General features: G+C 53.3%; 30 protein-coding genes and 1 riboswitch. Of the genes, 18 read left to right on the forward strand and 12 right to left on the reverse strand.

Annotated elements, in window-relative coordinates; all coding sequences use genetic code 11:
- From OGY13_RS17570 to pduF, 12 genes are all read right to left on the reverse strand, one after another.
- Positions 1 to 786: a cobalt-precorrin-6A reductase gene (locus OGY13_RS17570; protein WP_008785136.1), complete on the reverse strand. Its 786-nt coding sequence runs from the start codon at positions 784 to 786 to the stop codon at positions 1 to 3.
- The gene (locus tag OGY13_RS17575; protein WP_003030278.1) at positions 783 to 1,508 is read right to left on the reverse strand and encodes a precorrin-3B C(17)-methyltransferase; all 726 of its coding nucleotides are present in this window, start codon (positions 1,506 to 1,508) and stop codon (positions 783 to 785) included. The genes OGY13_RS17570 and OGY13_RS17575 overlap by 4 nt, the downstream gene beginning before the upstream one ends.
- Entirely contained in the window at positions 1,508 to 2,563 is a 1,056-nt protein-coding gene (gene cbiG, locus OGY13_RS17580; RefSeq protein ID WP_003834107.1) for a cobalt-precorrin 5A hydrolase, read from the reverse strand. Before cbiG ends, OGY13_RS17575 begins: the two co-directional genes overlap by 1 nt.
- Positions 2,544 to 3,317 carry a cobalt-precorrin-4 methyltransferase gene (locus OGY13_RS17585; protein WP_003030275.1) on the reverse strand — a complete coding sequence of 258 codons (774 nt, stop codon included), beginning with the start codon at positions 3,315 to 3,317 and terminating at the stop codon, positions 2,544 to 2,546. The genes cbiG and OGY13_RS17585 overlap by 20 nt, the downstream gene beginning before the upstream one ends.
- Positions 3,310 to 3,879 (reverse strand): decarboxylating cobalt-precorrin-6B (C(15))-methyltransferase, encoded by a 570-nt coding sequence (locus OGY13_RS17590; RefSeq protein ID WP_008785138.1) that lies wholly within the window; start codon positions 3,877 to 3,879, stop codon positions 3,310 to 3,312. Before OGY13_RS17590 ends, OGY13_RS17585 begins: the two co-directional genes overlap by 8 nt.
- On the reverse strand, positions 3,869 to 4,474 hold the full coding sequence (locus OGY13_RS17595; RefSeq protein ID WP_213752323.1) for a cobalt-precorrin-7 (C(5))-methyltransferase: 606 nt from the start codon (positions 4,472 to 4,474) through the stop codon (positions 3,869 to 3,871). The genes OGY13_RS17590 and OGY13_RS17595 overlap by 11 nt, the downstream gene beginning before the upstream one ends.
- Complete coding sequence (cbiD, locus tag OGY13_RS17600; RefSeq protein WP_213752324.1) at positions 4,468 to 5,604, reverse strand: cobalt-precorrin-5B (C(1))-methyltransferase CbiD; 1,137 nt, start codon at positions 5,602 to 5,604, stop codon at positions 4,468 to 4,470. Before cbiD ends, OGY13_RS17595 begins: the two co-directional genes overlap by 7 nt.
- A complete protein-coding gene (locus tag OGY13_RS17605) occupies positions 5,601 to 6,233 on the reverse strand; it encodes a cobalt-precorrin-8 methylmutase (protein WP_008785140.1) in 633 nt (210 codons plus the stop codon). Before OGY13_RS17605 ends, cbiD begins: the two co-directional genes overlap by 4 nt.
- Before the next feature lie 10 nt (positions 6,234 to 6,243).
- Entirely contained in the window at positions 6,244 to 7,203 is a 960-nt protein-coding gene (gene cbiB / locus OGY13_RS17610) for an adenosylcobinamide-phosphate synthase CbiB (protein ID WP_213752325.1), read from the reverse strand.
- Positions 7,200 to 8,579 carry a cobyrinic acid a,c-diamide synthase CobB gene (locus OGY13_RS17615; RefSeq protein WP_213752326.1) on the reverse strand — a complete coding sequence of 460 codons (1,380 nt, stop codon included), beginning with the start codon at positions 8,577 to 8,579 and terminating at the stop codon, positions 7,200 to 7,202. The genes cbiB and OGY13_RS17615 overlap by 4 nt, the downstream gene beginning before the upstream one ends.
- A gap of 88 nt (positions 8,580 to 8,667) precedes the next feature.
- Positions 8,668 to 8,842, reverse strand: a riboswitch (cobalamin riboswitch).
- Positions 8,843 to 9,174: 332 nt separating this feature from the next.
- Complete coding sequence (gene pocR, locus OGY13_RS17620; RefSeq protein WP_003834122.1) at positions 9,175 to 10,086, reverse strand: transcriptional regulator PocR; 912 nt, start codon at positions 10,084 to 10,086, stop codon at positions 9,175 to 9,177.
- A gap of 203 nt (positions 10,087 to 10,289) precedes the next feature.
- Complete coding sequence (pduF, locus tag OGY13_RS17625) at positions 10,290 to 11,099, reverse strand: propanediol diffusion facilitator PduF (RefSeq protein WP_003030258.1); 810 nt, start codon at positions 11,097 to 11,099, stop codon at positions 10,290 to 10,292.
- Between the two features lie 525 nt (positions 11,100 to 11,624).
- Between pduF and pduA the strand changes: the two genes are divergently transcribed.
- From pduA to pduU, 18 genes are read left to right on the forward strand one after another with little or no spacing between them, the layout of a single operon-like run.
- Complete coding sequence (gene pduA, locus OGY13_RS17630; RefSeq protein WP_003030255.1) at positions 11,625 to 11,906, forward strand: propanediol utilization microcompartment protein PduA; 282 nt, start codon at positions 11,625 to 11,627, stop codon at positions 11,904 to 11,906.
- Positions 11,906 to 12,718, forward strand: coding sequence for a propanediol utilization microcompartment protein PduB (pduB, locus tag OGY13_RS17635; protein WP_003834129.1), 813 nt, complete (start codon positions 11,906 to 11,908; stop codon positions 12,716 to 12,718). Before pduA ends, pduB begins: the two co-directional genes overlap by 1 nt.
- An 18-nt stretch (positions 12,719 to 12,736) precedes the next feature.
- Positions 12,737 to 14,401: a propanediol dehydratase large subunit PduC gene (pduC, locus tag OGY13_RS17640; protein WP_213752963.1), complete on the forward strand. Its 1,665-nt coding sequence runs from the start codon at positions 12,737 to 12,739 to the stop codon at positions 14,399 to 14,401.
- Positions 14,402 to 14,411: 10 nt separating this feature from the next.
- Complete coding sequence (gene pduD / locus OGY13_RS17645; RefSeq protein ID WP_213752964.1) at positions 14,412 to 15,086, forward strand: propanediol dehydratase medium subunit PduD; 675 nt, start codon at positions 14,412 to 14,414, stop codon at positions 15,084 to 15,086.
- A gap of 14 nt (positions 15,087 to 15,100) precedes the next feature.
- Positions 15,101 to 15,619, forward strand: a complete 519-nt coding sequence (gene pduE, locus OGY13_RS17650) for a propanediol dehydratase small subunit PduE (RefSeq protein ID WP_003030243.1) — start codon at positions 15,101 to 15,103, stop codon at positions 15,617 to 15,619.
- A 15-nt stretch (positions 15,620 to 15,634) separates the two neighbouring features.
- Complete coding sequence (locus OGY13_RS17655) at positions 15,635 to 17,467, forward strand: diol dehydratase reactivase subunit alpha (RefSeq protein ID WP_003839013.1); 1,833 nt, start codon at positions 15,635 to 15,637, stop codon at positions 17,465 to 17,467.
- Positions 17,457 to 17,807, forward strand: coding sequence for a glycerol dehydratase reactivase beta/small subunit family protein (locus OGY13_RS17660; protein ID WP_208744136.1), 351 nt, complete (start codon positions 17,457 to 17,459; stop codon positions 17,805 to 17,807). Before OGY13_RS17655 ends, OGY13_RS17660 begins: the two co-directional genes overlap by 11 nt.
- Before the next feature lie 19 nt (positions 17,808 to 17,826).
- Positions 17,827 to 18,102, forward strand: coding sequence for a propanediol utilization microcompartment protein PduJ (gene pduJ / locus OGY13_RS17665; protein ID WP_001057752.1), 276 nt, complete (start codon positions 17,827 to 17,829; stop codon positions 18,100 to 18,102).
- 24 nt (positions 18,103 to 18,126) lie between these two features.
- Positions 18,127 to 18,591, forward strand: coding sequence for a BMC domain-containing protein (locus OGY13_RS17670; RefSeq protein ID WP_032943897.1), 465 nt, complete (start codon positions 18,127 to 18,129; stop codon positions 18,589 to 18,591).
- Positions 18,591 to 19,223 (forward strand): phosphate propanoyltransferase, encoded by a 633-nt coding sequence (locus OGY13_RS17675; RefSeq protein ID WP_008785145.1) that lies wholly within the window; start codon positions 18,591 to 18,593, stop codon positions 19,221 to 19,223. The genes OGY13_RS17670 and OGY13_RS17675 overlap by 1 nt, the downstream gene beginning before the upstream one ends.
- Positions 19,220 to 19,711: a microcompartment protein PduM gene (gene pduM / locus OGY13_RS17680; protein WP_008785146.1), complete on the forward strand. Its 492-nt coding sequence runs from the start codon at positions 19,220 to 19,222 to the stop codon at positions 19,709 to 19,711. Before OGY13_RS17675 ends, pduM begins: the two co-directional genes overlap by 4 nt.
- Before the next feature lie 3 nt (positions 19,712 to 19,714).
- On the forward strand, positions 19,715 to 19,990 hold the full coding sequence (locus OGY13_RS17685; protein WP_003030211.1) for a EutN/CcmL family microcompartment protein: 276 nt from the start codon (positions 19,715 to 19,717) through the stop codon (positions 19,988 to 19,990).
- A gap of 8 nt (positions 19,991 to 19,998) precedes the next feature.
- Positions 19,999 to 21,006 carry a two-domain cob(I)yrinic acid a,c-diamide adenosyltransferase PduO gene (pduO, locus tag OGY13_RS17690; RefSeq protein WP_079935272.1) on the forward strand — a complete coding sequence of 336 codons (1,008 nt, stop codon included), beginning with the start codon at positions 19,999 to 20,001 and terminating at the stop codon, positions 21,004 to 21,006.
- Complete coding sequence (gene pduP, locus OGY13_RS17695) at positions 21,003 to 22,388, forward strand: CoA-acylating propionaldehyde dehydrogenase PduP (RefSeq protein WP_186413222.1); 1,386 nt, start codon at positions 21,003 to 21,005, stop codon at positions 22,386 to 22,388. Before pduO ends, pduP begins: the two co-directional genes overlap by 4 nt.
- Before the next feature lie 10 nt (positions 22,389 to 22,398).
- Positions 22,399 to 23,511, forward strand: a complete 1,113-nt coding sequence (locus OGY13_RS17700; protein WP_213752965.1) for a 1-propanol dehydrogenase PduQ — start codon at positions 22,399 to 22,401, stop codon at positions 23,509 to 23,511.
- Complete coding sequence (pduS, locus tag OGY13_RS17705; RefSeq protein ID WP_186413220.1) at positions 23,508 to 24,863, forward strand: cobalamin reductase PduS; 1,356 nt, start codon at positions 23,508 to 23,510, stop codon at positions 24,861 to 24,863. The genes OGY13_RS17700 and pduS overlap by 4 nt, the downstream gene beginning before the upstream one ends.
- 2 nt (positions 24,864 to 24,865) lie before the next feature.
- Positions 24,866 to 25,420, forward strand: coding sequence for a propanediol utilization microcompartment protein PduT (pduT, locus tag OGY13_RS17710; protein WP_003030201.1), 555 nt, complete (start codon positions 24,866 to 24,868; stop codon positions 25,418 to 25,420).
- Positions 25,420 to 25,770, forward strand: a complete 351-nt coding sequence (gene pduU, locus OGY13_RS17715) for a propanediol utilization microcompartment protein PduU (RefSeq protein ID WP_008785151.1) — start codon at positions 25,420 to 25,422, stop codon at positions 25,768 to 25,770. Before pduT ends, pduU begins: the two co-directional genes overlap by 1 nt.
- Positions 25,771 to 25,772 lie beyond the last annotated feature (2 nt).

The following is a 25,772-nucleotide window of genomic DNA, read 5'->3' on the forward strand; positions in this document are numbered from 1 at the left end:
TTAAGCAGTGGCCAGCCAGCGCGTTAAACGCGCCCCAAAGGCGGCCTGACTTTCCAGTAACTCTTCTCCCGTCACCAACGGTGCCGGACGTGTAATCACGATGCAGGGGATTCCGGCATCCAGACAGGGTTGAACCTTTTCCTGATAACCACCTTCAGCGCCAGATGCTTTGGTGATCACCACATCAGCCTGGCACTGGCGATAAAACGCAGCGTTGAACTCGGCGCTAAACGGTCCGCACAGTGCGAAGATTTCACCGACGCCAAATCCCAGATCCGCGCATTGCTGAATGACCTCAGGAACAGGCAGAACGCGCGCCAGCAGCGTTTTTTCAGGCAACCCTTCGCGCCAGATAGCCAGATCTTTACTGCCGGTCGTCAGCAGCACACGATCGCCGAAGCGTCGCGCCAACTCACAGGCTTGCTGAATGCTTTGTACGGTATACAGGTGCGGGTGAGTTAAACCACTCAACTGCTCAGGACGCTGGTAGCGGCTCAGCAGTACGCCCGCCGCTTCGCAGGCGCTCATGATGTTGCGGCTCACCACCTCGGCGTACGGATGCGAGGCATCGATCACCCAGCGCGTCCGATTTTCCTGTAGCCAGGCAATCATTTGTTCGCGCTCCAGACGCCCGCAGCGCACCTGGCCTTTGATGTCTCCCGCCAGTTGTTTCCCTGTTGGGGTTGCAACTGACAGCGTGTAGGCCACGTTTGCCGCATCCAGTTGCTGGCACAGCATGCGCGCATCGCTCGTACCGCCCATGACCAGCACATCACCGTAATTCACAGCACATAACCTCGTGGCGTGATCATCAGGCCGTCCTGAACATAGGTTGTTTTGTTACCCACGATCACAAGGCTGGTCATATCAACCGGTTCGAAATCCATTTCACCGAGCGTGGTTAACCATTTTTCCTGCTTTTTACGTCCGGCAGACTTCACAATACCCACCGGCGTTTGTGCGCTTTTGCTGGCGGAAAGCAGCTCAAATGCGCGCGCCAGATGACCTTCGCGACCCCGACTGCGCGGGTTGTAGAAACAGATAACAAAGTCTGCCTCACCGGCGGCAACGATGCGTTTTTCGATAACCGGCCATGGCGTTAACAGATCGCTTAAGCTGATGTGGCAGAAGTCGTGCATCAGCGGCGCGCCCAGCAAAGAGGCCGCGGCAATACTAGCGGTCATGCCAGGTATTAGCCTGACCTCAACATCCAGCTTTTGCTTGCTGACCAGTTCGAGCACCAGCCCGGCCATACCGTAAATCCCCGCGTCACCGCTACTGATCAGCGCCACGTTGTGACCCGCCTGTGCCAGTTCGATCGCTGCCTGGCAGCGTTCAATCTCTTTGCACATTCCGGTTTTGATCACCTGCTTGTCACCCGTGAACGCTTTTACCAGATGGGTGTAGGTTTTATAGCCAACGATGATTTCCGCTGCCTGCAGTGCTTCAACGGCTTCCATGGTCATCATTGCCTGCGAGCCAGGGCCAATTCCAATTACGCTTAACATCAGTGTGAAACTCCCAAAGTGATAGTGACGCCCTGTTCTCGCAGGGTCTCGCCTAACAGTTTTCCGTGGCTCAACAGCCAGGCTGCAGGACCGGAAACGCTTCCTGTACCCACCGTTTTGCGAACAAACGATGAGGCTGGAAAACGGTGCTCATGCTCACGCAGCGCGTCAGCAGTAAAGGTTTCGAAAGGAACGCGGCAGCACGAAGCCAGTTGGATAAGTCCCTGTTCATCTTTTTTCAGCGTGATGCTGCCAATCGCTTTTAGCGCCAACGGATCGAGCTGTTGAGCTTCAAGTTGCCGGGCAAGCAGCGCAGCCAGCAGAGGGAACGGCGTATCACGGCGACAGCCAATTCCGGCCACAACCCGCTGTGGCACCAACTTCCAGTGCGGAACAGGCAGGTCAGGTAAATTGGTGCGTAAGGTGATGCACACCAACGCATCCAGTTCAGGGAGCTGGTTGAGATCGGTAACCGTGATAAACCCGCGCCGGTCGCAATGGCTGACATCCTGCGTCAGTTCGTCATCCCACCACAAACCAACCCGCTTATTGCTGACCAGCATCTGGTTCACGATCTTCACCGCCGAACGGAAATCACTCATCCGGGCATTCAGTTGAAATGCCAGCGTATCCAGTGCCGCCATATCGTTCACATCCGTCGCGGTAGTGATAACCGGGTCAGCGCCCAACATGCCCGCCAGATAACGCGCCAACGCATTGGCACCGCCCGCGTGGCCGGAGAGCAGGCTGATGACATGCTGGGCACGTTCATCTATGACCACCACCGCCGGATCGCAAAACTTGTCGTTGACCAGCGGGGCCAGTACGCGCACCGCAATACCGGTCGCACCGATAAAAATCAGCGCCGAGTAATTCGTAAACGCTTCGCGGGCGGTATTCGCAAAGCCGTTTTCAAAGGGAATAAACCCCTCCTCCAGCAGCTTTTCACTGGTAAAACAGGTAACCGGCAGCATGGCTGCCAGACGTTTCGCCAGCACAACGCCGCCAGGAGTCAGGCAAAAAAGCGCAATTGACTCAGGCTTTACGGTATTCATGGCTAAAGTCCGCCGCATAGAGTTTGGAGTAGTGATACTCCGAGCCCAGGAAATTACCGACCAGAATAAGGGCCGTTTTACGGATGCCCGCATCGCGAACCTTGTCGCCAATATCCGCCAGGGTCCCGCGCACGGTCTGGCTTTCCGGCCAGGTCGCTTTATAGATCACCGCCACGGGCGTGGTCGCCGGATAGCCGCCTTCAATCAGACGCTCAGCCACCCGATGAATGCGCTGGACGGAAAGATAAATCGCCATTGATGTCTGGTGGCTGGCAAAAGACTCCAGCTGTTCACGCTCTGGTACCGGGGTGCGGCCTTCCAGGCGCGTAATGATCAGGCTCTGTGAAACTTCAGGTACGGTGTACTCCACGCCCAGCTCCGCCGCCGCGCCGAGGAACGCGCTGACGCCGGGGACCACCTGCCAGTCAATCCCGCGTTTGGTCAGCTCCTCACCCTGCTCGCGTACGGAACCGTACAACGAGACATCACCGGTTTGCAGGCGCACAACGGTCTTGCCCGCTTTCACTCCGGCCTCCATCAGATCAAGGATCTGCTCCAGATGCAGTTCGGCACTGTCGTGACATTCAGCACCGGCAGGACAATACTCCAGCAATTCAGTGTTAATCAGCGATCCGGCGTAGATAACAACCTGCGCCTGCTGCAGCAACCGGTAACCTTTGAGGGTAATCAGCTCGCGATCGCCAGGACCTGCGCCAACAAACCACACGCTACGGGGATCAAAAATCTCAGACATGGTTTCCTTCCTTCTGACAGGCGATAACAAATACGGGGTTATTCGGTTTAAAATAGTGACCATTGCCAAGCGTGGTAAGCGAGGAAACCTGTAGCTGCAGGCAATCCACTCCCTGTACGCCAAGATGATCCAGATGTGCCAGCGCGGTGTTGAGGTTTTCCTGGAGGATAAACGTCATAACCAAACGCCCTGCGGGATGCAATTGGCGCATCGACCAGTCAATTAGTTCGGTCAGATGGCCTCCGCTGCCGCCCATAAAAATGGCATCGGCTTTTTCAGCGATGGTCATGGGAGCAACGCCGGGAAAAATATCGATATTTGCGCAGGCAAAATGCTGGCGGTTTTCATCCAGCAACCTGAGCGCCGCCGGGTTACGTTCGATGGCCGTTACACGTAATCCGGGATATTGCAACGCCGCCTCTATCGACACGCTGCCGGTTCCGGCACCAATATCAATCAGGTGACTGGCGCGGTGTAATTCAAGTTTTGAGAGGGCAAGTGCGCGTACCGCTTCTTTGGTCATCGGCACTTTCTCTCCACGCAGAAACAGCTCATCTTTCATCAAGGATCACCACTGCATTCATGTCATAGTCAGCGTTAACTTCACGCACAGGCAGGAAATGGATCTGTTCGTTTTCCATCGCCAGGTTTTCGCCAATCACCATCCAGCGATGCCCCTTGCCTCGTGCAATGAGCTGCTGCGCGATTTCTCGCGGGCCACACAGCGCATCAGTCACCATCGCCACCTTGTTATGTCGCGCCAACTCATCAAAACAGACGCTGCGGCCATGGCTACTGGTCAGCCACATATCGTTCATATCAATACCGGACTGCGCGCACAGGTACTGCACCGCACTAATGCCGGGAATAATCCGCACATTCTCAATACCAAAATGCGCCACCATGCGCGTCCCGATGCCGTAAAACAGGGGATCGCCAGACGCCAGTACCACAACGTGCTTCTCCTGGTGCGCGCTAATCCAGCTCAGGAATTCCGGGATATTGGCGCCAAGAGCAAACTGTTCACCGGTAAAATCCGGGAATTGCTGCAAATGCCGCTTTCCACCGACCAGAACATCCGCCGTCGCGACCGCTTCTCGTGCCGCAGGCGTCATCAAATGCAAACCGGCGGGGCCCATCCCTACAACGGTTAACATTGCATCTCCTCAGCAATCTCTGCGACCGGACGATTACTTCCAAGAACCTGATTATCAAAAGAAAACATGATGGCATCGCAGGTCGGGGGATTTTTGATAAAGCGCAGCGTTTGCAGGACACGCATACAAATGCGCTGAGCCAGATGGTCATAAATGTGCTGGAAACCGTACGCCTCGATATGTTCCATCGCCGCTTCGGTGGTATCGCACTCGCTGACCAACGTCAGCAGTTCCAGCGGTGCGCCAAGTAGCGCGAGGTGAGCCACCAGCGTTTCCATGCGGGCATCGGCAATATGGCTATGGGTATGGAAAATCCCCGCCGCGATTTTGACGAGCTTGCCTGGATGTCCCACCAGCACGATTTGCCGGAACCCCAGACGTACGGCTTCTTCAATCATGTAACCGACAAAGTTGCTCATGGTGACCACAACCTGGGTGTCGATACCCATCTGCTCGCGCACAAAACGCTCGCCGTGGTTTCCCGGCACCAGTACAACACGCTCCAGCCCTGCCGCCCGCTTAATTTCCAGCTCAAGCGACAGTGAACGCTTCCAGCTCTCTTCTGACATCGGCGTGACAATACCCGTGGTGCCGATAATCGAAATGCCGCCAAGAATGCCAAGGCGAGAGTTGTAGGTTTTTTGCGCCCGTTCTTCGCCTTCTGGCGCGAAGATTTCAATCTGCGCCCCACGATTTGGGCCAATCGCTTCGCGGACAGCTGATTCAATGGTCTGGCGAGGTGTACGGTTAATCGCCGAACTGCCCACCGGCAGGCCAATCCCCTTGCGGGTTACCGTACCGACTCCTTCACCGCCCTGTAAGGCAATCACGCCACTATCGTCTAACGTCACGCGGGCAAAAATCAGCATGCCGTGGGTGGCGTCCACATCATCTCCACCGTCTTTGCGGATGGCCGCTATTGCCTGCTGCCCTTCGATATGCGGTGACTCCACGTTCAGGCACAGCGTCACCCCGGAAGGCGTCACGATGGAAACCTGATGGATGAGGTGTTGGCGCAATACCATCAACGCGGCAACTTTTGCTGCCGCCGTGGCGCACGATCCCGTGGTATACCCTTTACGCAGCGCTTTACCGTTGTGCCACACCGGCGTATCGAAGGCCTCGCTCATCGCGCCCCCTGCATGTGATAAAGCATGGCGTTGACGATAGCGGCGGCGACATTGCTTCCCCCTTTGCGGCCTAACGCTGCAATGGCGGGCAAATTGCTTTGGGTCAGGGCATCTTTCGACTCTTCAGCACCAACGAACCCGACCGGTACACCCACCACACCGCTGACGGCAACATCATGCTCAAGCAGGCGGAACAGCGCAGTCGGCGCGTTGCCAAAGACAAACAGCTTTTCCCCCTCTTCCTTCACCGCAATGTCGACTGCCGCCATGGACCGGGTAATACCCTGCTCTTTTGCCGTACGCACAACCCGCGGGTCGCTGATGTAGCAGCGGCATTCACCGCCGAATTTTGCCAGCAGCGTTTTATTGATCCCGGAAAGCGCCATCGTGGTGTCGGTGTAAATCACGCTCGAACGGCTAAGCGCCGCACAAAACTGCTCCAGCACATCACTGGAAAACCACAGAATGTCCAGCCAGTCGAAATCTGCCGTCGTGTGAATAACCCGCTTGATAATGGCTTCATGTAACGGACTGGCAAACTGATAGTCCGGACGGGTTTCACGGATGATCTCGCCAATAATGTCGAAACTTTTGGCTTCAATCGCCTGGGGTTGCTGGATGTATTGCATTATGTTGTCCTCAGGCTACACCGACCCACAGCCACCGCAGCGCAATAAACAGCGCCAGTGCCAGCGTCGATGCCACCCACATCAGTCGAATCGTATGGGAAATGTCGTCTACCGAAATGTCGCGTTGTGCATCACCGATCCACGGTTTCTCAACGCGCTCGCCAAAGTAGTCATTAGGACCACCCAGACGAATGCCTAATGCCCCAGCTACGGATGCCTCTGACCACGCACAGTTTGGGCTACTGTGGTTGTAGCGATCGCGCCAGCCAATCTGTAAAGCTCGCGAGCCGTCTTTATGGCATAAAAATGCCGCCACACCCAGCAGCAGCCAGCTCAGTCTTGCAGGAATAAAGTTCGCGACATCGTCCAGACGCGCGCTGACCATACCAATAGCGCGGTATTTTTCATGTTTGTAGCCCACCATGGAGTCAAGGGTGTTTACCGCTTTGTAGGCCATCGCCAGGGGCGCACCGCCGAGGAGGAGAAAGAACAACGGTGCGATAATGCCGTCTACGGTGTTTTCAGCCACGGTTTCCACCACCGCGCGATTGATCTGCTGCGGTTGCAGTTGTGAGGTATCACGCCCCACAATCCACGATAGTTTTTCCCGACTCTGAGCAAGGTCACCGGCCCGTAGCGGACGTTCGACATCCTGCGCGGCCTTTGCCAGGCAGCGTCCGGCCAGCACGGTAAAGATCATCCATACCTCTACCACCCACCCCAACCAGGGATGAATAGATTCTGCCAGTGCCAGCACGCCCCAGGACACAGCCCAGGTCAGACCAACCACCACAATCCACATCACCGCGCCGCCGATGCGCAGCGCACGGTCGCTATGGCAATAACGCCGAATAACTCGCTGCACGGCAGAAATCAGATTGCCAATCCAGCGCACCGGATGTGGCCAGTTCTGCGGATCGCCGATGATAAAATCAAGCAGCCAGGCAACACACCATGCAAGGATCGTCATAGCGCACTCCTCGCGGCTGCCAGCCAATGGTTAAGCATCTGCGGACGTTGAGCAAAATGAACGTGTAGATAGCTGGCGAAGGTGTTTCCGACCTGCCAGCCGCCGGACCAGGCTTGCAGCGTTTTACCATCGCGCACTTTGCGACAGTTCATCACCGCTGGCGTTTCAGGGGTAAAATCGGAATAGTGGAATTCATGCCCGCGCAGCACTTCGCCTTCTGCAGCTAACAATGTTTGCTGCGCGGCCTGCGCTTCGCAGTAGCCAAATCGGGTCAGACGTTTCCCCATTTTGCTGTGGCCGGGAATGATATCCGCCATCAGCCAGGTATCGCCGTTGCTGTCCTCAAGCGAACTGCCGAGATACATCAGCCCCCCGCACTCTGCATAAATCGCGACGCCACGTTGATGTGCCTCTCGCAGTTGATTCAGCATCGAGACATTGCGAGCCAGCGCCGCAGCGTGTAGCTCTGGATATCCGCCACCTAACCAGATCATCTGACAGTCCGGTAAACAGGTGTCGTGCAACGGGCTAAAACGGACAACTTTAAGCCCCGTACGTTCCAGCAGCGTAATGTTATCCGGGTAGTAGAAGTTGAAGGCTTCGTCATCGGCAATGGCAACCGTTAGCCCTGCTCCGGCGTCTGCGGCAGGAAGCGCGGGCCATTCGCCAGCAGGAAGATTGGTTGACTGGCTTAATGTCAGAAGCGTGTCGATATCAAGGGTTTGCTCCAGCGTCGCGGCAAAAGCCTGCCACGGTTGCTGATTGATAACCGACTCACGTGCGGTTACTAAACCCAGATGACGTTCGGGAAGGGCAACACCCTCCATACGGGGTACGTAGCCCAAGACGGGTACATCGCAGTATCGTTCGATTGCGACTTTCAGTAACTGGTAATGCGTTTCGCTGTTAACCCGATTAACAATAACCCCGGCGATGTTCAGGGTGGAATCAAAATGCTGAAAACCCATTACCGTGGCGGCGATTGAAGTGGAAACGGCTTTGCCATCAACCAGTAAGATGACCGAACAGCCTAACTGTTTAGCCATCGCGGCGGTGCTGCAGTAGTTTGGATCGGTACCATAGCCGTCATACAGCCCCATCACACCTTCAATAACGGCGATATCCGCATGTTGCATCTGCTCGTTGAATAGAGCGTTCAGCGTGGGGACGGGAAGCATGAAGCTATCAAGATTGCGGGAAGCGGTACCGCATACCGCTGTATGCCAGCCGGTATCAAGGTAATCAGGACCCACTTTGCAAGGTTGGACGCGCAAACCGCGTTTTTTCAACAAGCTCAACAAGCCCAGCGTCACCGTGGTTTTACCACAGCCGCTTCCGGTACCTGCAAGAACAAATGCGTGAAAATTGGCCGCCATACCCTGATCCTGTTCAGGGGGGTAGGGGTGTAGAGATACCCAGTCTCTCGACTGTATGCATCTGAACCACCCACTTCCCACCGAAGTTGTTGGTAGTCACTGACAGGCAGGTCTTCTGGCTTAGCGTCATCCTCACCCGTCCTTCCCAATCTTGCGATCAGTGGTCCATACGGGGTCGTCAGCATCACAGCAGCGGGGGCTGCGGGGGATTCTCACCCCCTTCCCTACCACAAATGTGGCAAACCTGTCAGTTCAAGAGCCTGGTTAATTAAGCTCTCTGTTATGAGGTAAATTCACGACCTCATGACAATAATTCAATTTAATATCTTTCCGAGTTCATTCAGCCAATTTTCTGGCCTTAACCCACTTATTCATACGTTCACTTTTTGAATGAAAGTATCAGCTAAGAATAAAGAAAGTCATTCACACAGACACTGTATCTCATCACAAAAATAAAAACTGGTGCAGTTTATCCCTCTAATACCATTATTTTGTTGCGCTATGACAATTTATTGACTGCTGTTGTCACATTTCATTTTATAATGACTAACATAGCGCCCGATATCAAAAATCGGCAATAGCAAAATATTGCTATTTAAGCGGATTCACCACGTGAAATGACATTTATTTGCTGGCGAAATGCCTGCGGCGTAACCTGATAGGTCTGGCGGAAAACTTTGCAAAAATAACTTGTTTGCGAAAAGCCTAAATTACGCGCAATGCTGGCTATGCTCCAGTCACTGTGACAAAGCAGCTCTTTGGCACTGGCCATTCTTTGCTGGTTTACCCATGCGTTAAAACCAATACCCTGATATTTTTTGAACAATTTGCTGAAATAGTACGGGCTAAGGAAAACATGAGAGGCAACATCTTCCAGACGTAGATCGTCTGATAAATGTGCATCAATATAGCGCAGGGCTTTTTTCATTTTACTGTCATGAGGGTTGGTACTACGGTTAGCGCGTACCGGCTCTGACTGCTGCGGGTTATCTTTGATAACAACAAAATTAAGTTGTTTCTTAAGGCAATTTTCGACGATGAGCTTGAGTAAATCCGCTGAAGCAATGACGCGAGAATAGTCCATTTCAGGTACATTACGGAACTCGTTTACCAGCTCTGGATCGGCTTGCCAGCGGTCATCGACGTTCAGAATATCAACGAGGCCTACATCGTTACTTAAGCGTACTTGTCCACAAAGCACGAACCCTACCAGGTGTCCCGCGATGACCAGCGGAATTGAGAAATCGGTAAGCCCGGCATGGCAGCGATAAATGCAGGGTTGATCGGATTTAGAGGCTTCCAACCCTCCACAGCGGTCGCTCATACGACAACGCGTACTATGCTGAGGATGCTGGCGCATCAACTGGCAAAAAGGAGTGAAATTAAAAAGCTCAGAAATTTCATCACCGTGAATATTGACAACCACAACAGCCAGACTGGTGGCCTGTGCAAAATCCTGTGCGATTTTATTAATGAGTTCTGAGTTCAGGGCACTCGCAGAAATCATGATAAAACCTCTCAGTTAATTTATTGTTATAAATAAAACATATTATTCACACATTCATTTTCATCTCGCGATCCAGCGCTCTGATGAAAGTCAGCATTGAACATAACAAAAGTCTCCCATTGTTGGGAGACTTTTTAAGCCGTTCAGGAAACCGGATCACGAAAACAGTTTTTACCTTTCAATAATAAACATCTTTCGTGAAGCTAGCTCTCGTTTTCCTCCAACTTACACGAATTACACGGTAAATTTTTGCCAATAAAATAACGATAAATTGCTGCGCCCGCACAGGCGCCGATGATGGGTGCCACAATCGGCACGATGAAATAAGGGATATCGCGCCCCCCGGTCATCGCAACATCACCCCACCCGGCCATCCAGGCAAACAATTTAGGACCAAAGTCACGTGCCGGGTTCATCGCAAAGCCGGTAAGTGGACCGGTTGATGCGCCGATAACAGCAACCAGAATACCAATCAGCAGTGGTGCTAACGGGCCTTTGGGAACACCGTTACCGTCATCCGTTAGCGCCATAATCATCCCCATCAGAATGGAGGTAATCACCACTTCGACCAGTGCGGCCTGCCAGACACTCAGTGCGGCGGCAGGATACGTACTAAAAATGCTGGCAAGTTGCAGGCTTTCCAGACTACCGCGTACCATTTGATGGGCTGATTCATACTCAATAAATAAGCTGCCGTACAACAAATAGGCCAGCATAGCGCCACCAAAGGCCCCCGCTATCTGAGCGACAGAATAAGGTAGTACCTTACGACCCGGAAAACAGGCAAACAACCAAAGTGCGATGGTAATAGCGGGGTTGAGATGGGCCCCAGAAATCCCGGCTGTCAGGTAAACTGCAAGCGAGATCCCCAAGCCCCATATGATGCAGATCTCCCACAATCCCAAACTGGCACCCGCAACCTTCAGGGCGCTCAGGCACCCAATACCAAAAAACAAAAATAGTCCGGTACCCAAAAACTCAGCAATACATTGCGCTCTTAGTGAATCGTTCATTGTGACACCTTCTAAGCAGAGTTCGTGTCTTTACCAGCGGACTCCTTGCTGGCAGGAAGATTACTTCAAGGCTTACTATAAAAATCTGTATCGGCAAATTGTTGGCAATCTGCAAGCGACATGCCCTTAAAAATCGTGTTGTGATAGCAAATTCTTGCTATCACCTTTATTAAAGCAGGCGGTAAAACGAGGATTTACCCTATTAAAAGTACATTTTCAAAATAATAAAATATTGCGAACAGCAGAATTCCATTTTCAAATGATCATCACAATTTCATTTTTCTCGCATAGCAAATGATATTTAAACTGTCACTCGGAAAAGTGTAAATATGGAATTAACATAACCAAATAGTCACATTACAATAAATAGAAATAACAAACAAAAACAAATTGTTATAATGATATATGGCAATTTTATCTCACCATAACCCCACTATTTTTTCACTCTTACTTTCAACTCAGCCATTCTTTTTCCTCGCTTCTTTTTATAGTCATGAAAATCGGGACAACCCAGGCGAGGTCTTTATGCAACAAGAAGCGTTAGGAATGGTAGAAACCAAAGGCTTAACTGCAGCCATAGAGGCCGCAGATGCAATGGTGAAGTCAGCCAATGTAATGCTGGTCGGCTACGAAAAAATTGGTTCGGGGCTGGTAACAGTCATTGTCCGTGGCGATGTCGGCGCAGTCAAAGCAGCAACAGATGCAGGTGCCGCCGCAGCCCGTAATGTGGGAGAAGTGAAAGCCGTACACGTCATCCCACGCCCGCATACCGATGTAGAAAAAATCTTACCGAAGGGAATTAGCTAATGAGCAGCAATGAGCTGGTTGAACAGATCATGGCGCAGGTGATTGCTCGCGTGGCAACGCCGGAACAGCAGGCTATCCCTGAAAATAATCCTCCAACACGAGAAACGGCTATGGCAGAGAAAAGCTGCAGTTTAACGGAGTTTGTCGGTACCGCGATTGGCGACACCGTCGGTCTGGTAATCGCCAACGTAGACAGCGCCCTACTGGACGCGATGAAACTTGAAAAACGGTATCGCTCCATTGGCATCCTTGGCGCCCGTACTGGCGCAGGCCCGCACATCATGGCCGCCGATGAAGCGGTAAAAGCCACCAATACTGAAGTCGTCAGTATTGAGTTACCACGTGATACCAAAGGCGGCGCAGGTCATGGTTCGCTGATTATTCTTGGCGGCAACGATGTTTCCGACGTGAAACGCGGCATTGAAGTCGCACTGAAAGAACTGGATCGCACCTTTGGCGATGTTTATGCCAACGAAGCCGGTCACATCGAAATGCAGTACACCGCACGCGCCAGCTACGCGCTGGAAAAAGCCTTTGGCGCACCGATTGGCCGTGCCTGTGGCGTTATCGTCGGCGCGCCGGCATCCGTTGGTGTCCTGATGGCCGATACGGCCCTGAAATCCGCCAACGTGGAAGTTGTGGCCTACAGCTCCCCTGCCCATGGCACCAGCTTCAGTAACGAAGCCATTCTGGTTATTTCGGGTGACTCTGGCGCTGTTCGTCAGGCCGTTATCTCCGCCCGTGAAATCGGTAAAACCGTACTCGGGACCCTCGGCTCAGAGCCGAAAAACGATCGTCCGTCCTACATCTGATATCAGTGAGGCTGATTCATGAGATCGAAAAGATTTGAAGCACTGGCGAAGCGCCCTGTGAATCAGGATGGTTTCGTTAAGGAGTGGATCGAAGAAGGCTTCATTGCGATGGAAAGCCCGAACGACCCCAAACCGTCGATTAAAATCGTCAACGGTACAGTCACTGAACTGGACGGTAAATCCGCCAGTGAATTTGACTTAATCGACCATTTCATTGCCCGCTATGGCATTAACCTGGCGCGCGCTGAAGAGGTCATGGCGATGGACTCGGTCAAACTGGCCAATATGCTTTGCGACCCTAACGTAAAGCGCAAAGACATAGTGCCGCTGACCACCGCAATGACGCCGGCAAAAATTGTCGAAGTGGTGTCCCATATGAACGTCGTTGAGATGATGATGGCGATGCAGAAAATGCGCGCTCGTCGTACACCCTCTCAACAAGCGCACGTCACAAACGTCAAAGATAACCCGGTGCAGATTGCCGCTGATGCCGCTGAAGGCGCATGGCGCGGGTTTGACGAACAGGAAACAACCGTTGCCGTTGCGCGTTATGCGCCATTTAACGCCATTGCGCTGTTAGTCGGCTCACAGGTTGGACGCCCGGGCGTATTAACCCAGTGCTCGCTGGAAGAAGCTACCGAACTTAAACTCGGCATGCTAGGCCACACCTGCTACGCGGAAACCATCTCCGTCTATGGTACTGAACCCGTCTTTACCGACGGCGATGACACGCCATGGTCGAAAGGCTTCCTCGCCTCGTCCTATGCTTCCCGTGGTCTGAAAATGCGCTTTACCTCCGGCTCTGGCTCAGAAGTTCAGATGGGTTACGCCGAAGGCAAATCGATGCTTTATCTGGAAGCCCGCTGCATTTACATCACCAAAGCTGCGGGCGTACAGGGCCTGCAAAACGGTTCAGTAAGCTGCATCGGTGTCCCTTCCGCCGTGCCGTCAGGCATTCGTGCAGTGTTGGCTGAAAACCTGATCTGTTCCTCTCTGGATCTGGAATGCGCCTCCAGCAACGACCAAACCTTTACCCACTCGGATATGCGTCGTACTGCTCGTCTGCTGATGCAGTTCCTGCCGGGTACTGACTTCATTTCTTCTGGTTATTCCGCGGTGCCGAACTACGACAACATGTTTGCGGGTTCGAACGAAGATGCTGAAGATTTTGACGACTACAACGTTCTCCAGCGTGACCTGAAAGTAGACGGCGGTCTGCGCCCGGTTCGCGAAGAAGACGTTATCGCCATTCGTAACAAAGCGGCACGTGCGCTGCAGGCCGTCTTTGCCGGGATGGGATTACCACCAATCACTGATGAAGAAGTGGAAGCTGCGACCTACGCCCACGGTTCGAAAGATATGCCGGAACGTAACATCGTTGAAGACATCAAGTTTGCACAAGAGATCATCAATAAAAACCGTAACGGTCTGGAAGTGGTGAAAGCCCTTGCTCAGGGCGGATTTACCGATGTCGCTCAGGACATGCTCAACATCCAGAAAGCCAAGTTAACCGGGGATTACCTGCATACCTCCGCCATTATCGTTGGCGACGGACAGGTGCTATCCGCCGTCAATGATGTTAACGACTATGCCGGTCCGGCAACAGGTTATCGCCTGCAGGGCAAACGCTGGGAAGAAATCAAAAACATCCCTGGCGCACTTGATCCCAACGAGCTTGGCTAAGGGGTGAAAAATGGAAATTAATGAAAAACTACTGCGCCAGATAATTGAAGATGTGTTGTCTGAAATGCAGACCAGCGACAAACCCGTCTCTTTCCGCGCATCTACAGCGGCAAGCGCACCTCAGGCTGCGGCGACACAGGGAGACAGCTTTCTGACCGAGATTGGTGAGGCCAAACAAGGCCAGCAAAAGGACGAAGTGATTATTGCCGTAGGGCCGGCGTTCGGGCTCTCGCAAACCGTCAATATCGTAGGTATCCCGCATAAGAATATCTTGCGCGAAGTGATTGCCGGTATTGAAGAAGAAGGCATTAAAGCGCGCGTTATCCGCTGCTTTAAATCCTCCGATGTGGCGTTTGTCGCCGTTGAGGGGAACCGTCTGAGCGGTTCCGGGATCTCTATCGGCATCCAGTCAAAAGGTACCACGGTTATCCACCAGCAGGGGTTACCGCCGCTTTCAAACCTGGAGCTGTTCCCTCAGGCACCGCTTCTGACGCTGGAAACCTATCGTCAGATCGGTAAAAACGCCGCGCGTTATGCCAAGCGTGAATCTCCGCAACCGGTCCCTACTCTGAATGACCAGATGGCCCGTCCTAAGTACCAGGCGAAATCAGCCATTCTGCACATTAAAGAGACCAAATACGTTGTGACAGGCAAAAACCCGCAGGAACTGCGCGTGGCGCTTTGATAAAGGATACCTCCATGAATACCGACGCAATTGAATCGATGGTTCGGGATGTGTTGAGCCGGATGAACAGCCTGCAAGGCGAGTCTGCGACTCCGCCCGCGGCGAGTTCATCAGCACATACCGCGAAAGTCACGGATTACCCTCTCGCGAATAAACATCCTGAGTGGGTAAAAACTGCGACCAACAAAACGCTGGACGACTTCACGCTTGAAAATGTTCTGAGCAACAAAGTGACCGCGCAGGACATGCGCATCACCCCTGAAACACTGCGCCTGCAGGCGGAAATCGCCAAAGATGCCGGACGTGACAGGCTGGCGATGAACTTCGAGCGCGCAGCTGAGCTAACCGCTGTTCCTGACGATCGCATTCTTGAGATCTACAACGCGCTGCGCCCGTACCGCTCAACAAAAGATGAGCTGATGGCTATCGCCGACGATCTCGAAAATCGTTATCAGGCAAAAATCTGTGCAGCTTTCGTTCGTGAAGCGGCAGCGCTGTACGTTGAGCGTAAAAAACTCAAAGGCGACGACTAACTCAGGGACAGGATCATGCGATATATAGCTGGCATTGACATAGGCAACTCATCAACGGAAGTCGCTCTGGCTACTCTGGATGAGTCTGGCGTGCTGAGCATCACCGGCAGCGCGCTGGCAGAAACCACCGGAATTAAGGGCACATTACGTAATGTGTTTGGCATTCAGGAGGCCCTTACGCTGGCGGCAAAAAACGCCGGTATCAATGTCAGCGATATTTCGCTCATCCGTATTAACGAAGCCACCCCGGTCATTGGCGACGTGGCGATGGAAACAATAACCGAAACCATCATCACTGAATCCACCATGATCGGCCATAACCCTAAAACACCGGGCGGCGTCGGGTTAGGCGTGGGCGTCACTATTACGCCGGAAGACCTTCTCAGTCGCCCGGCGGATACGCCCTATATTTTGGTGGTGTCATCGGCATTTGATTTCGCCGATGTCGCTACGATGATTAATGCCTCCGTCCGTGCCGGATACCAGTTGACTGGCGTTATTTTGCAGCAGGACGATGGCGTGTTGGTCAGCAATCGTCTGACTCACCCCCTGCCCATCGTCGATGAAGTCCTTCATATCGACCGTATCCCGTTGGGGATGCTGGCTGCCATTGAGGTCGCTGTACCAGGAAAGGTCATTGAAACCCTTTCCAACCCCTACGGCATTGCAACTGTCTTTGGCCTCAATGCCGATGAGACTAAAAACATTGTTCCGATGGCACGGGCGCTGATCGGCAACCGTTCAGCCGTGGTGGTGAAAACGCCGTCAGGTGATGTGAAAGCGCGAGCGATTCCTGCCGGAAATCTGGAGCTACAGTCTCAGGGTCGTACCGTACGGGTCGACGTTGCCGCGGGCGCCGAAGCGATTATGAAAGCGGTTGGTGAATGCCCAAAACTGGATAACGTGACCGGAGAAGCTGGCACCAATATTGGCGGCATGCTGGAGCATGTGCGCCAGACGATGGCTGAATTAACCAACAAACCCAGTCATGAAATTTTTATTCAGGATCTGCTGGCGGTCGATACCTCGGTTCCCGTCAGCGTGACGGGTGGACTTGCCGGTGAGTTCTCGCTGGAACAGGCTGTCGGCATAGCCTCTATGGTGAAATCAGACCGCCTGCAAATGGCGATGATTGCCCAGGAGATCACGCAAAAGCTCAACATTGACGTCCAGGTTGGCGGGGCCGAAGCCGAAGCTGCCATTCTGGGAGCCTTAACAACTCCGGGCACAACACGACCACTGGCTATTCTGGATCTCGGCGCGGGTTCAACCGACGCTTCTATCATCAATCCTAAGGGCGAAATTATTGCCACGCACCTGGCAGGCGCAGGCGATATGGTCACGATGATCATTGCCCGTGAACTGGGCCTGGATGACCGTTATCTCGCTGAAGAGATTAAAAAGTATCCGTTGGCGAAAGTTGAGAGCTTGTTCCACCTTCGCCACGAAGACGGTAGCGTTCAGTTCTTCCCTACGCCACTCCCACCAACGGTTTTTGCGCGCGTGTGCGTAGTGAAACCCGATGAACTGGTGCCACTGCCTGGTGAACTGGCGCTGGAGAAAGTACGGGCCATTCGTCGCAGCGCCAAGGAGCGCGTTTTCGTTACTAACGCACTCAGAGCGCTACGTCAGGTCAGTCCGACCGGGAACATTCGGGATATTCCCTTTGTGGTGCTGGTTGGCGGCTCATCTCTGGATTTTGAAGTTCCACAGCTGGTCACCGATGCTCTGGCGCATTATCGACTGGTTGCCGGGCGCGGCAACATTCGTGGTACCGAAGGTCCGCGCAATGCGGTTGCGACAGGACTGATTCTCTCCTGGCATAAGGCATTCGCTCATGGAAAGTAATCTCACCACCCCAGCCATCGTTATCTTCACCAGTGCTGACTGTGCTGACGTCTGGAATGACGTACTGCTGGGTATTGAAGAAGAAGGGATCCCCTTTGTGATTCAGGAGAGTAGCTCAGCTGACGTTATCCACAACGCATGGTTGGCCGCCTGCCAGTCTCCATTGCTGGTCGGTATTGGCTGTAGCCGTGAAAAACTGGTCGTGCACTACAAAAACTTACCCACGTCAGCACCACTTTTTACGCTGACGTATCAACAAAATAGCCACGATCGCCGCAGCATTGGTAACAACGCTGCGCGGCTGGTTAAAGGCATTCCGTTCCGGGAATGCCACTCATAACCCACAGGAGAAAAGCAGTATGAATAACGCACTGGGACTGGTTGAAACAAAAGGGCTTGTCGGCGCTATTGAAGCCGCTGATGCCATGGTGAAATCCGCAAACGTGCAGTTGGTTGGTTACGAAAAAATCGGCTCTGGCCTTATCACCGTTATGGTTCGCGGTGATGTCGGCGCGGTGAAAGCAGCCGTAGATGCTGGAAGCGCAGCCGCAAGCGCCGTTGGTGAGGTGAAATCCTGCCACGTTATCCCGCGTCCGCACAGCGACGTTGAAGCCATTTTACCTAAATCCGCATAAGTCGTTGCAACCAAGGAGCACAGCGTGAAGCAATCACTGGGATTACTTGAAGTTAGTGGTCTGGCATTAGCCATCAGTTGCGCGGACGTCATGGCGAAAGCCGCCTCCATCACGCTGGTGGGCCTCGAAAAAACCAACGGCTCAGGCTGGACGGTGATCAAGATAATCGGGGATGTGGCCTCCGTCCAGGCGGCCATTTCCACCGGTGTCAGTTTCGCTGACCAGCGAGATGGACTGGTGGCTCACAAAGTCATTTCCAGACCCGGGGACGGGATCCTGTCGCATAGCGTTGTCCTGGAGCCTGAGCCAACGCCCGAACCCATACCAGCCGTACCGCATGAAGAGATATTTGTAGACCATGATGTACCCGAAGCACCGCAAGATGCAGAGTTGATTAGCTGCAATTTGTGTCTTGATCCTGCCTGCCCTCGTCAAAAAGGCGAGCCGCGCACGCTTTGTCTTCACTCTGGCAAACGAGGTGAAGCGTAATGGATAAACAGCAACTGGAGACCACTGTCGCTAAGGTTCTGGATGAAATGCGCGAGCGCCCGATTCCGCTGGGGATCTCTAATCGTCATATTCATCTGTGCGCTGAAGATTACGGTCGCTTGTTTCCCAATCACCCCATTAGTGAGAAAAAAGGGCTGCTGCAGCCGGGACAATATGCAGCAGAGCAGACTGTCACGCTGGTGGGGCCAAAAGGTCAGTTAAAAAATGTGCGTTTACTCGGCCCGCTGCGCAGTACCAGCCAGGTCGAAATTTCTCGTACCGACGCCCGCACGTTGGGAATTGCTGCTCCGCTGCGGATGTCGGGCAATATTCAGGGCACACCCGGTGTTCGTCTCGTCAGCCCATTTGCTGAACTGGACTTAGCATCCGGGGTGATCGTCGCCCAACGGCATATCCATATGTCGCCGCTTGATGCTCTGATTCTGCGGGTTTCCCATGGTGATAAAGTCTCGGTCGCCATTAATGGCGATGAACGTCGACTGATTTTCGATAACGTCGCCGTACGCGTTTCGCCGGATATGCGCCTCGAAATGCATATCGATACAGACGAAGCCAATGCCGCAGGCGCTGATAATCCCCAGGCATTCGCCACACTGGTGACCTCACGATGAACAACGAACTGCTGCAACGCATTATCGAGGAGGTTGTTTCCCGATTAAAAAAACGCGCGGAAAGCACGCTCACTCTTAGCGTCGCGCAGTTACGGGAAATCGATTCACGGACAGTATGCTGCCAGTACTCGTCGCTCCATCTCCAGCAAGTGGATCTGCCATTACTGGAGCAAATTGCCGAAGGCTGCCCAGCCAACATGTCGGTGGGAAAGATTCACGACGCGCTGGCATGCGGAGTCCGCGTGAAAATTTCACTACAACACCGATTGTTACCCGCAATCCCCGTGAAAAAACTCGCACGTCTGCCGCTGGAGTTCAATGACGAACGGGGACGAATCATCTTTTTGCATCCTGAGAAGCTTCTCAGCTATGCCGACGTCGCCCAATTAAGGGATGGCGTACTGGTGTTGCGCCGTCGGTGTGTCGTGACGGCTCTGGCTCAGGAAGCAGTCAGTCTGCGGAATGTCCAACTAATTAAGCAGGAGTGAGCTATGCATCTGGCCCGGGTTACAGGCGTTGTGGTTTCCACGCAAAAATCCCCATCACTGGTGGGAAAAAAACTGTTGCTGGTACGTCGGGTAAGTGCTGACGGAGAGCTTCCTGCCTCCCCTGTGAGTGGAGATGAAGTCGCTGTTGATTCTGTCGGCGCAGGGACCGGTGAACTGGTATTACTCAGCAGCGGATCCAGCGCCAGACACGTTTTTTCTGGCCCTAACGAGGCCATCGATCTGGCTATCGTCGGCATTGTCGACACGCTTTCTCGTTAGGAGGAATTATGGCGATTTATACCCGCACTGGTGATGCCGGAACAACAGCCCTCTTTACCGGACAGCGCGTGAGCAAAACGCATCCACGCGTGGAAGCCTACGGTACGCTGGACGAACTGAATGCGGCGCTAAGTCTGTGCATTTGTGCAGCGAAAAACCCGCAGCACCGGCAGTTACTTGAGAATATCCAGCTGCAGCTTTTTTGGTTCAGCGCCGAACTGGCAAGCGAAAGCGAAGAACCAACGCCAGAGCAGCGCTACATCAGCTCGGAAGAAATTGCGGCACTGGAAGCTGCCATCGATACCGCAATGGGAAGAGTACCGCCCCTGCGCAGCTTTATTCTACCTGGCCGCAGCGAAGCCGCCAGCCGACTGCACTTTGCCCGTACGCTGGCACGCCGCGCAGAGAGACGACTGGTCGAGCTCTCCACCGAGATATCCGTCAGACACGTGCTGATGCGTTATATCAATCGCCTGTCCGACTGCTTATATGCGCTTGCACGAGCAGAAGATCATGACGCCCATCAAAACGACATCATTCAGAAAGTGGCTGAGCGCTATCTCGCTGCCGTTCAAGCACCAGCCATAAAGGAGCCGACTATGTCTCTGTCTTTTCAGGAGCTCCACCAACTCACTCGCGCTGCGGTGACGAGAGCAGAAGAACTTCAGGTTCCGGTCGTCATAAGCATTGTTGATGCGAACGGGACCCAAATGGTGGCCTGGCGCATGCCTGACGCTTTACTCGTGAGTAGCGAACTGGCACCCAAAAAAGCCTGGACTGCCGTGGCGATGAAAACCGCCACACATGAGCTGACATCGGCAGTGCAACCCGGCGCTGCGCTTTACGGTCTGGAAAGCCATATGCAGGGAAAAGTCGTCACCTTCGGTGGCGGATACGCATTATGGCGTGAGGGTTTACTCCTCGGGGGTCTTGGCATCAGCGGAGGAAGCGTTGAACAGGATATGGACATTGCAGAAACGGCCATTGCGGCGATTAACGTGAGAACACATCAATGAATACTTCAGAACTTGAAACCCTTATTCGTAACATTTTGAGTGAGCAACTCGCCCCGGCAAAAGCAGAAGTTCAGGGTAACGGTATTTTTCCGTCCGTTGGCGAAGCTATCGATGCAGCGCATCAGGCTTTTCTGCGTTACCAGCAATCTCCATTGAAAACCCGCAGCGCCATCATAAACGCCCTACGCGAAGAACTGACGCCTCATCTTGCTTCACTGGCCGCTGAGAGCGCAGCTGAAACAGGAATGGGCAACAAAGAGGATAAGTTCCTTAAAAATAAAGCCGCGCTGGACAACACCCCGGGTATCGAAGATCTCACCACCACGGCGTTAACCGGCGACGGCGGCATGGTGTTATTCGAGTATTCACCGTTTGGCGTGATTGGTTCTGTCGCCCCCAGTACAAACCCGACAGAGACCATTATTAACAACAGCATCAGCATGCTGGCGGCAGGGAATAGCGTTTACTTCAGTCCGCATCCGGGTGCTAAAAAGGTTTCACTCAAGCTGATTGCCATGATTGAAGATATTGCTTTCCGTTGCTGCGGAATTCGTAATCTTGTCGTCACGGTCACAGAACCCACTTTTGAGGCTACCCAGCAGATGATGGCGCATCCTAAAATCGCAGTTCTGGCGATTACCGGTGGCCCAGGTATTGTTGCTATGGGCATGAAAAGCGGGAAAAAAGTCATCGGCGCAGGCGCAGGAAATCCACCCTGCATTGTTGATGAAACGGCCGACCTGGTTAAGGCGGCAGAAGATATCATCAATGGCGCATCCTTTGATTACAACCTCCCCTGCATTGCTGAGAAGAGCCTGATTGTTGTTGATGCCGTTGCCGAACGACTGGTTCAACAGATGCAGTCTTTTGGTGCGATGCTTCTCAATAGCGAAGAGGTAGACAAACTGCGCGCTGTCTGTCTACCAGAAGGCATAGCCAATAAAAAACTGGTGGGTAAAAGCCCGGCAACCTTACTGGAAGCAGCAGGAATACCGGTTCCGGCAAAAGCACCTCGATTACTGACAGGCATCGTCAAGGCTGACGACCCGTGGGTTACCAGCGAGCAATTGATGCCAATGCTCCCCGTCGTAACGGTGAGCGATTTTGACAGTGCATTAACGTTGGCCCTGAAAGTTGAAGAGGGATTGCATCACACCGCCATTATGCATTCGCAAAATGTGTCACGTTTGAACCTTGCCGCACGCACGCTTCAGACCTCCATCTTTGTGAAAAATGGCCCCTCTTACGCCGGGATCGGCGTTGGTGGTGAAGGTTTTACAACCTTCACTATTGCGACGCCAACCGGTGAAGGAACAACATCTGCACGCACTTTCGCACGCTCTCGTCGTTGCGTGCTGACAAACGGTTTTTCTATTCGCTAATGGGGCCGTTATGAATAGCTTTTCACTGCAAACTCGATTGTACAGCGGCCAGGGAAGTCTGGATGTGCTCAAGCGTTTCACGAATAAGCATATCTGGATTATCTGCGATGGTTTTCTCGCGCGTTCTCCCCTGATTGAAAAGCTGCGCAACGCTCTGCCAGCGGATAACCGCATCAGCATTTTCAGCGATATCACCCCCGATCCCACCATCGGTACGGTAGTACAAGGGATTGCACAAATGCAGTCCCTGCGACCGGACGTCGTGATGGGTTTTGGTGGCGGCTCAGCACTGGACGCCGCAAAAGCCATCGTCTGGTTCAGCCGACAGTTCGGTATTGAAATTGAAACCTGTGTCGCAATTCCCACCACCAGCGGCACAGGCTCCGAGGTAACCAGTGCCTGCGTGATTAGCGATCCGGATAAAGGCATTAAATATCCATTGTTTAATAATGCACTTTACCCGGACATGGCCATCCTTGATCCAACGTTGGTTGTCAGCGTACCACCTGCCATCACCGCGAATACCGGCATGGACGTGTTAACGCATGCACTGGAGGCTTACGTGTCCACGAAGGCCAGCGACTTCACAGACGCACTGGCTGAAAAAGCGGCTCAAATTGTCTTCCAGTACCTGCCTGTCGCCGTCAGCAAAGGCGACTGTCTGGCAACCAGGGGGAAAATGCACAATGCATCAACGCTCGCGGGAATGGCATTTAGTCAGGCTGGACTGGGGATCAATCATGCGATTGCCCATCAATTGGGTGGTCAGTTTCATCTGCCGCATGGACTTGCCAATGCGCTGCTGCTGACCCATGTCATTTATTTTAATGCCCGCGATCCGCGAGCTGCGAAGCGCTATGCCCGTTTTGCTAAAGCCTGCCATTTATGCCCGGATAATGCGAACGATACGGCTGCGCTGAATGCGCTCATTCATCAAATTGAGCTTCTCAAAAAACAGTGTGCGTTACCTTCTTTCGTTGACGCGCTTAAAGACGGAAAGCAAGCCTGGTCACAACGTATCCCGTCGATGGTTCAGGCCGCGCTGGCTGACGTCACGCTGCAAACCAATCCTCGTGTTGCCGATGCCAGTGCCATGCAGGAACTGCTTGAGGAATTATTATGAAGACAGCCATGACGGCAGAGTCCACGCTTTATGATGCACAAACCATTCGCGAACGCGTTCGCGCAGCGGGTGTTGTCGGAGCCGGAGGCGCAGGCTTTCCTGCTCACGTAAAATTACAGGCGCAGGTCGATACCTTTCTGGTCAATGCGGCTGAATGTGAGCCAATGCTGAAAGTTGACCAGCAGTTGATGGCCGTCCAGGCTGAGCGACTTATCCGCGGCGTTCAATATGCCATGACGGCGACCGGAGCCAGTGCCGGAATTATTGCGCTCAAAGAGAAATACCAAAAGGCTATCAATGCATTAACGCCCCTTCTACCTGCCGGGATCCGCTTACATATTTTGCCTGATGTCTACCCGGCTGGTGACGAGGTTCTGACCATCTGGATGGCAACAGGTCGGAGAGTTCCGCCTGCCGCGCTGCCAGTCAGCGTCGGTGTAGTGGTCAATAACGTCCAGACCGTGCTCAACATCGCCAGAGCAGTTGAGCAGCAGTACCCCGTGACGCGTCGTACCCTGACTATTAACGGCGCAGTCGCCAGTCCCATCACACTCACTGTCCCTATCGGAATGTCTTTACGTGACGTTCTGGCGCTGGCCGGTGGTGCAACCGTTGACGATCCCGGTTTTATTAACGGTGGTCCGATGATGGGCGGCCTGATTACTTCACTGGATACCCCCGTAAGCAAGACCACCGGGGGCCTGCTGGTTTTGCCTAAGTCTCATGCGTTGATTCAGCGGCGGATGCAGGATGAACGCACCGTGCTTTCTGTAGCAAAAACCGTTTGCGAGCAGTGCCGTTTGTGTACGGATTTGTGCCCAAGGCATTTGATCGGCCATGAATTATCCCCGCACCTGTTGGTTCGTGCGGTTAATTATCAGCAGGCGGCCACACCGCAGCTGCTGCTCACGGCCCTGACCTGTTCAGAATGCAACGTGTGTGAAAGCGTAGCCTGCCCGGTTGGGATTTCACCGATGCGCATCAACCGTATGCTGAAACGCGAGCTGCGGGCGCTCAACCATCGTTATGAAGGGCCGCTAAATCCTGAGGATGAAATGGCGAAATACCGGTTGATCCCGGTTAAGCGCCTTATTACCAAACTGGGTCTTAGCGACTGGTATCACGATGCGCCACTGGCTGAGACTGATTATTCCACAGATAAAACGACGCTGTTGTTACGCCAGCATATTGGTGCCAGCGCCATCCCATGTGTAGAACAAGGCGAACGCGTTGTTCGCGGTCAATGCGTTGCCGATGTGCCGTCCGGTGCATTAGGCGCGCCTGTTCACGCCAGCATTGACGGTATTGTCAGCGAAATCACTGAGCAATCTATCACGGTAATTAGAGGTTAATCATGTCTCAGGCTATAGGGATTTTAGAACTCACCAGCATTGCCAAAGGGATGGAAGCTGGTGATGCCATGTTAAAAAGCGCGAATGTGAATTTACTGGTCAGCAAGACCATCTGCCCGGGAAAATTTCTACTCATGCTCGGTGGTGACGTAGGTGCCGTACAACAGGCGATTGCCACTGGAACATCTCTTGCTGGCGATATGCTCGTTGACAGTCTGGTACTCCCCAACATTCATGCCAGCGTACTCCCCGCAATCAGCGGACTAAACAGCGTGGATAAGCGTCAGGCTGTTGGTATTGTCGAAACATGGAGCGTTGCTGCCTGCATCTGCGCCGCCGACCGGGCGGTTAAAGCCTCCAACGTCACGCTGGTACGTGTCCATATGGCATTTGGTATTGGCGGCAAGTGCTACATGGTCGTTGCTGGCGATGTATCCGATGTGAATAACGCAGTGACGGTTGCCAGTGAAAGCGCGGGTGAAAAAGGCCTGCTGGTTTACCGCTCTGTCATACCCCGCCCGCATGAAAGCATGTGGCGACAAATGGTGGAGGGATAATGGAAAGACAACCCACCACGGATCGAATGATTCAGGAATATGTACCTGGCAAACAGGTCACGCTGGCGCATCTTATTGCTAATCCAGGTAAAGATTTGTTCAAGAAGCTGGGATTACCAGATGCGGTTTCCGCAATCGGTATTCTGACCATTACCCCCAGCGAAGCCTCAATCATCGCCTGTGATATCGCCACGAAATCAGGGGCGGTAGAGATTGGTTTTCTCGACCGGTTTACCGGTGCGGTGGTACTGACGGGTGATGTTTCCGCCGTTGAGTACGCGCTGAAACAGGTAACCCGAACGCTGGGCGAAATGATGCGTTTTACCGCGTGTCCCATCACCCGGACGTAATC

The organism is Citrobacter sp. Cpo045, assembly GCF_030332875.1.
GTDB lineage: Bacteria > Pseudomonadota > Gammaproteobacteria > Enterobacterales > Enterobacteriaceae > Citrobacter > Citrobacter portucalensis.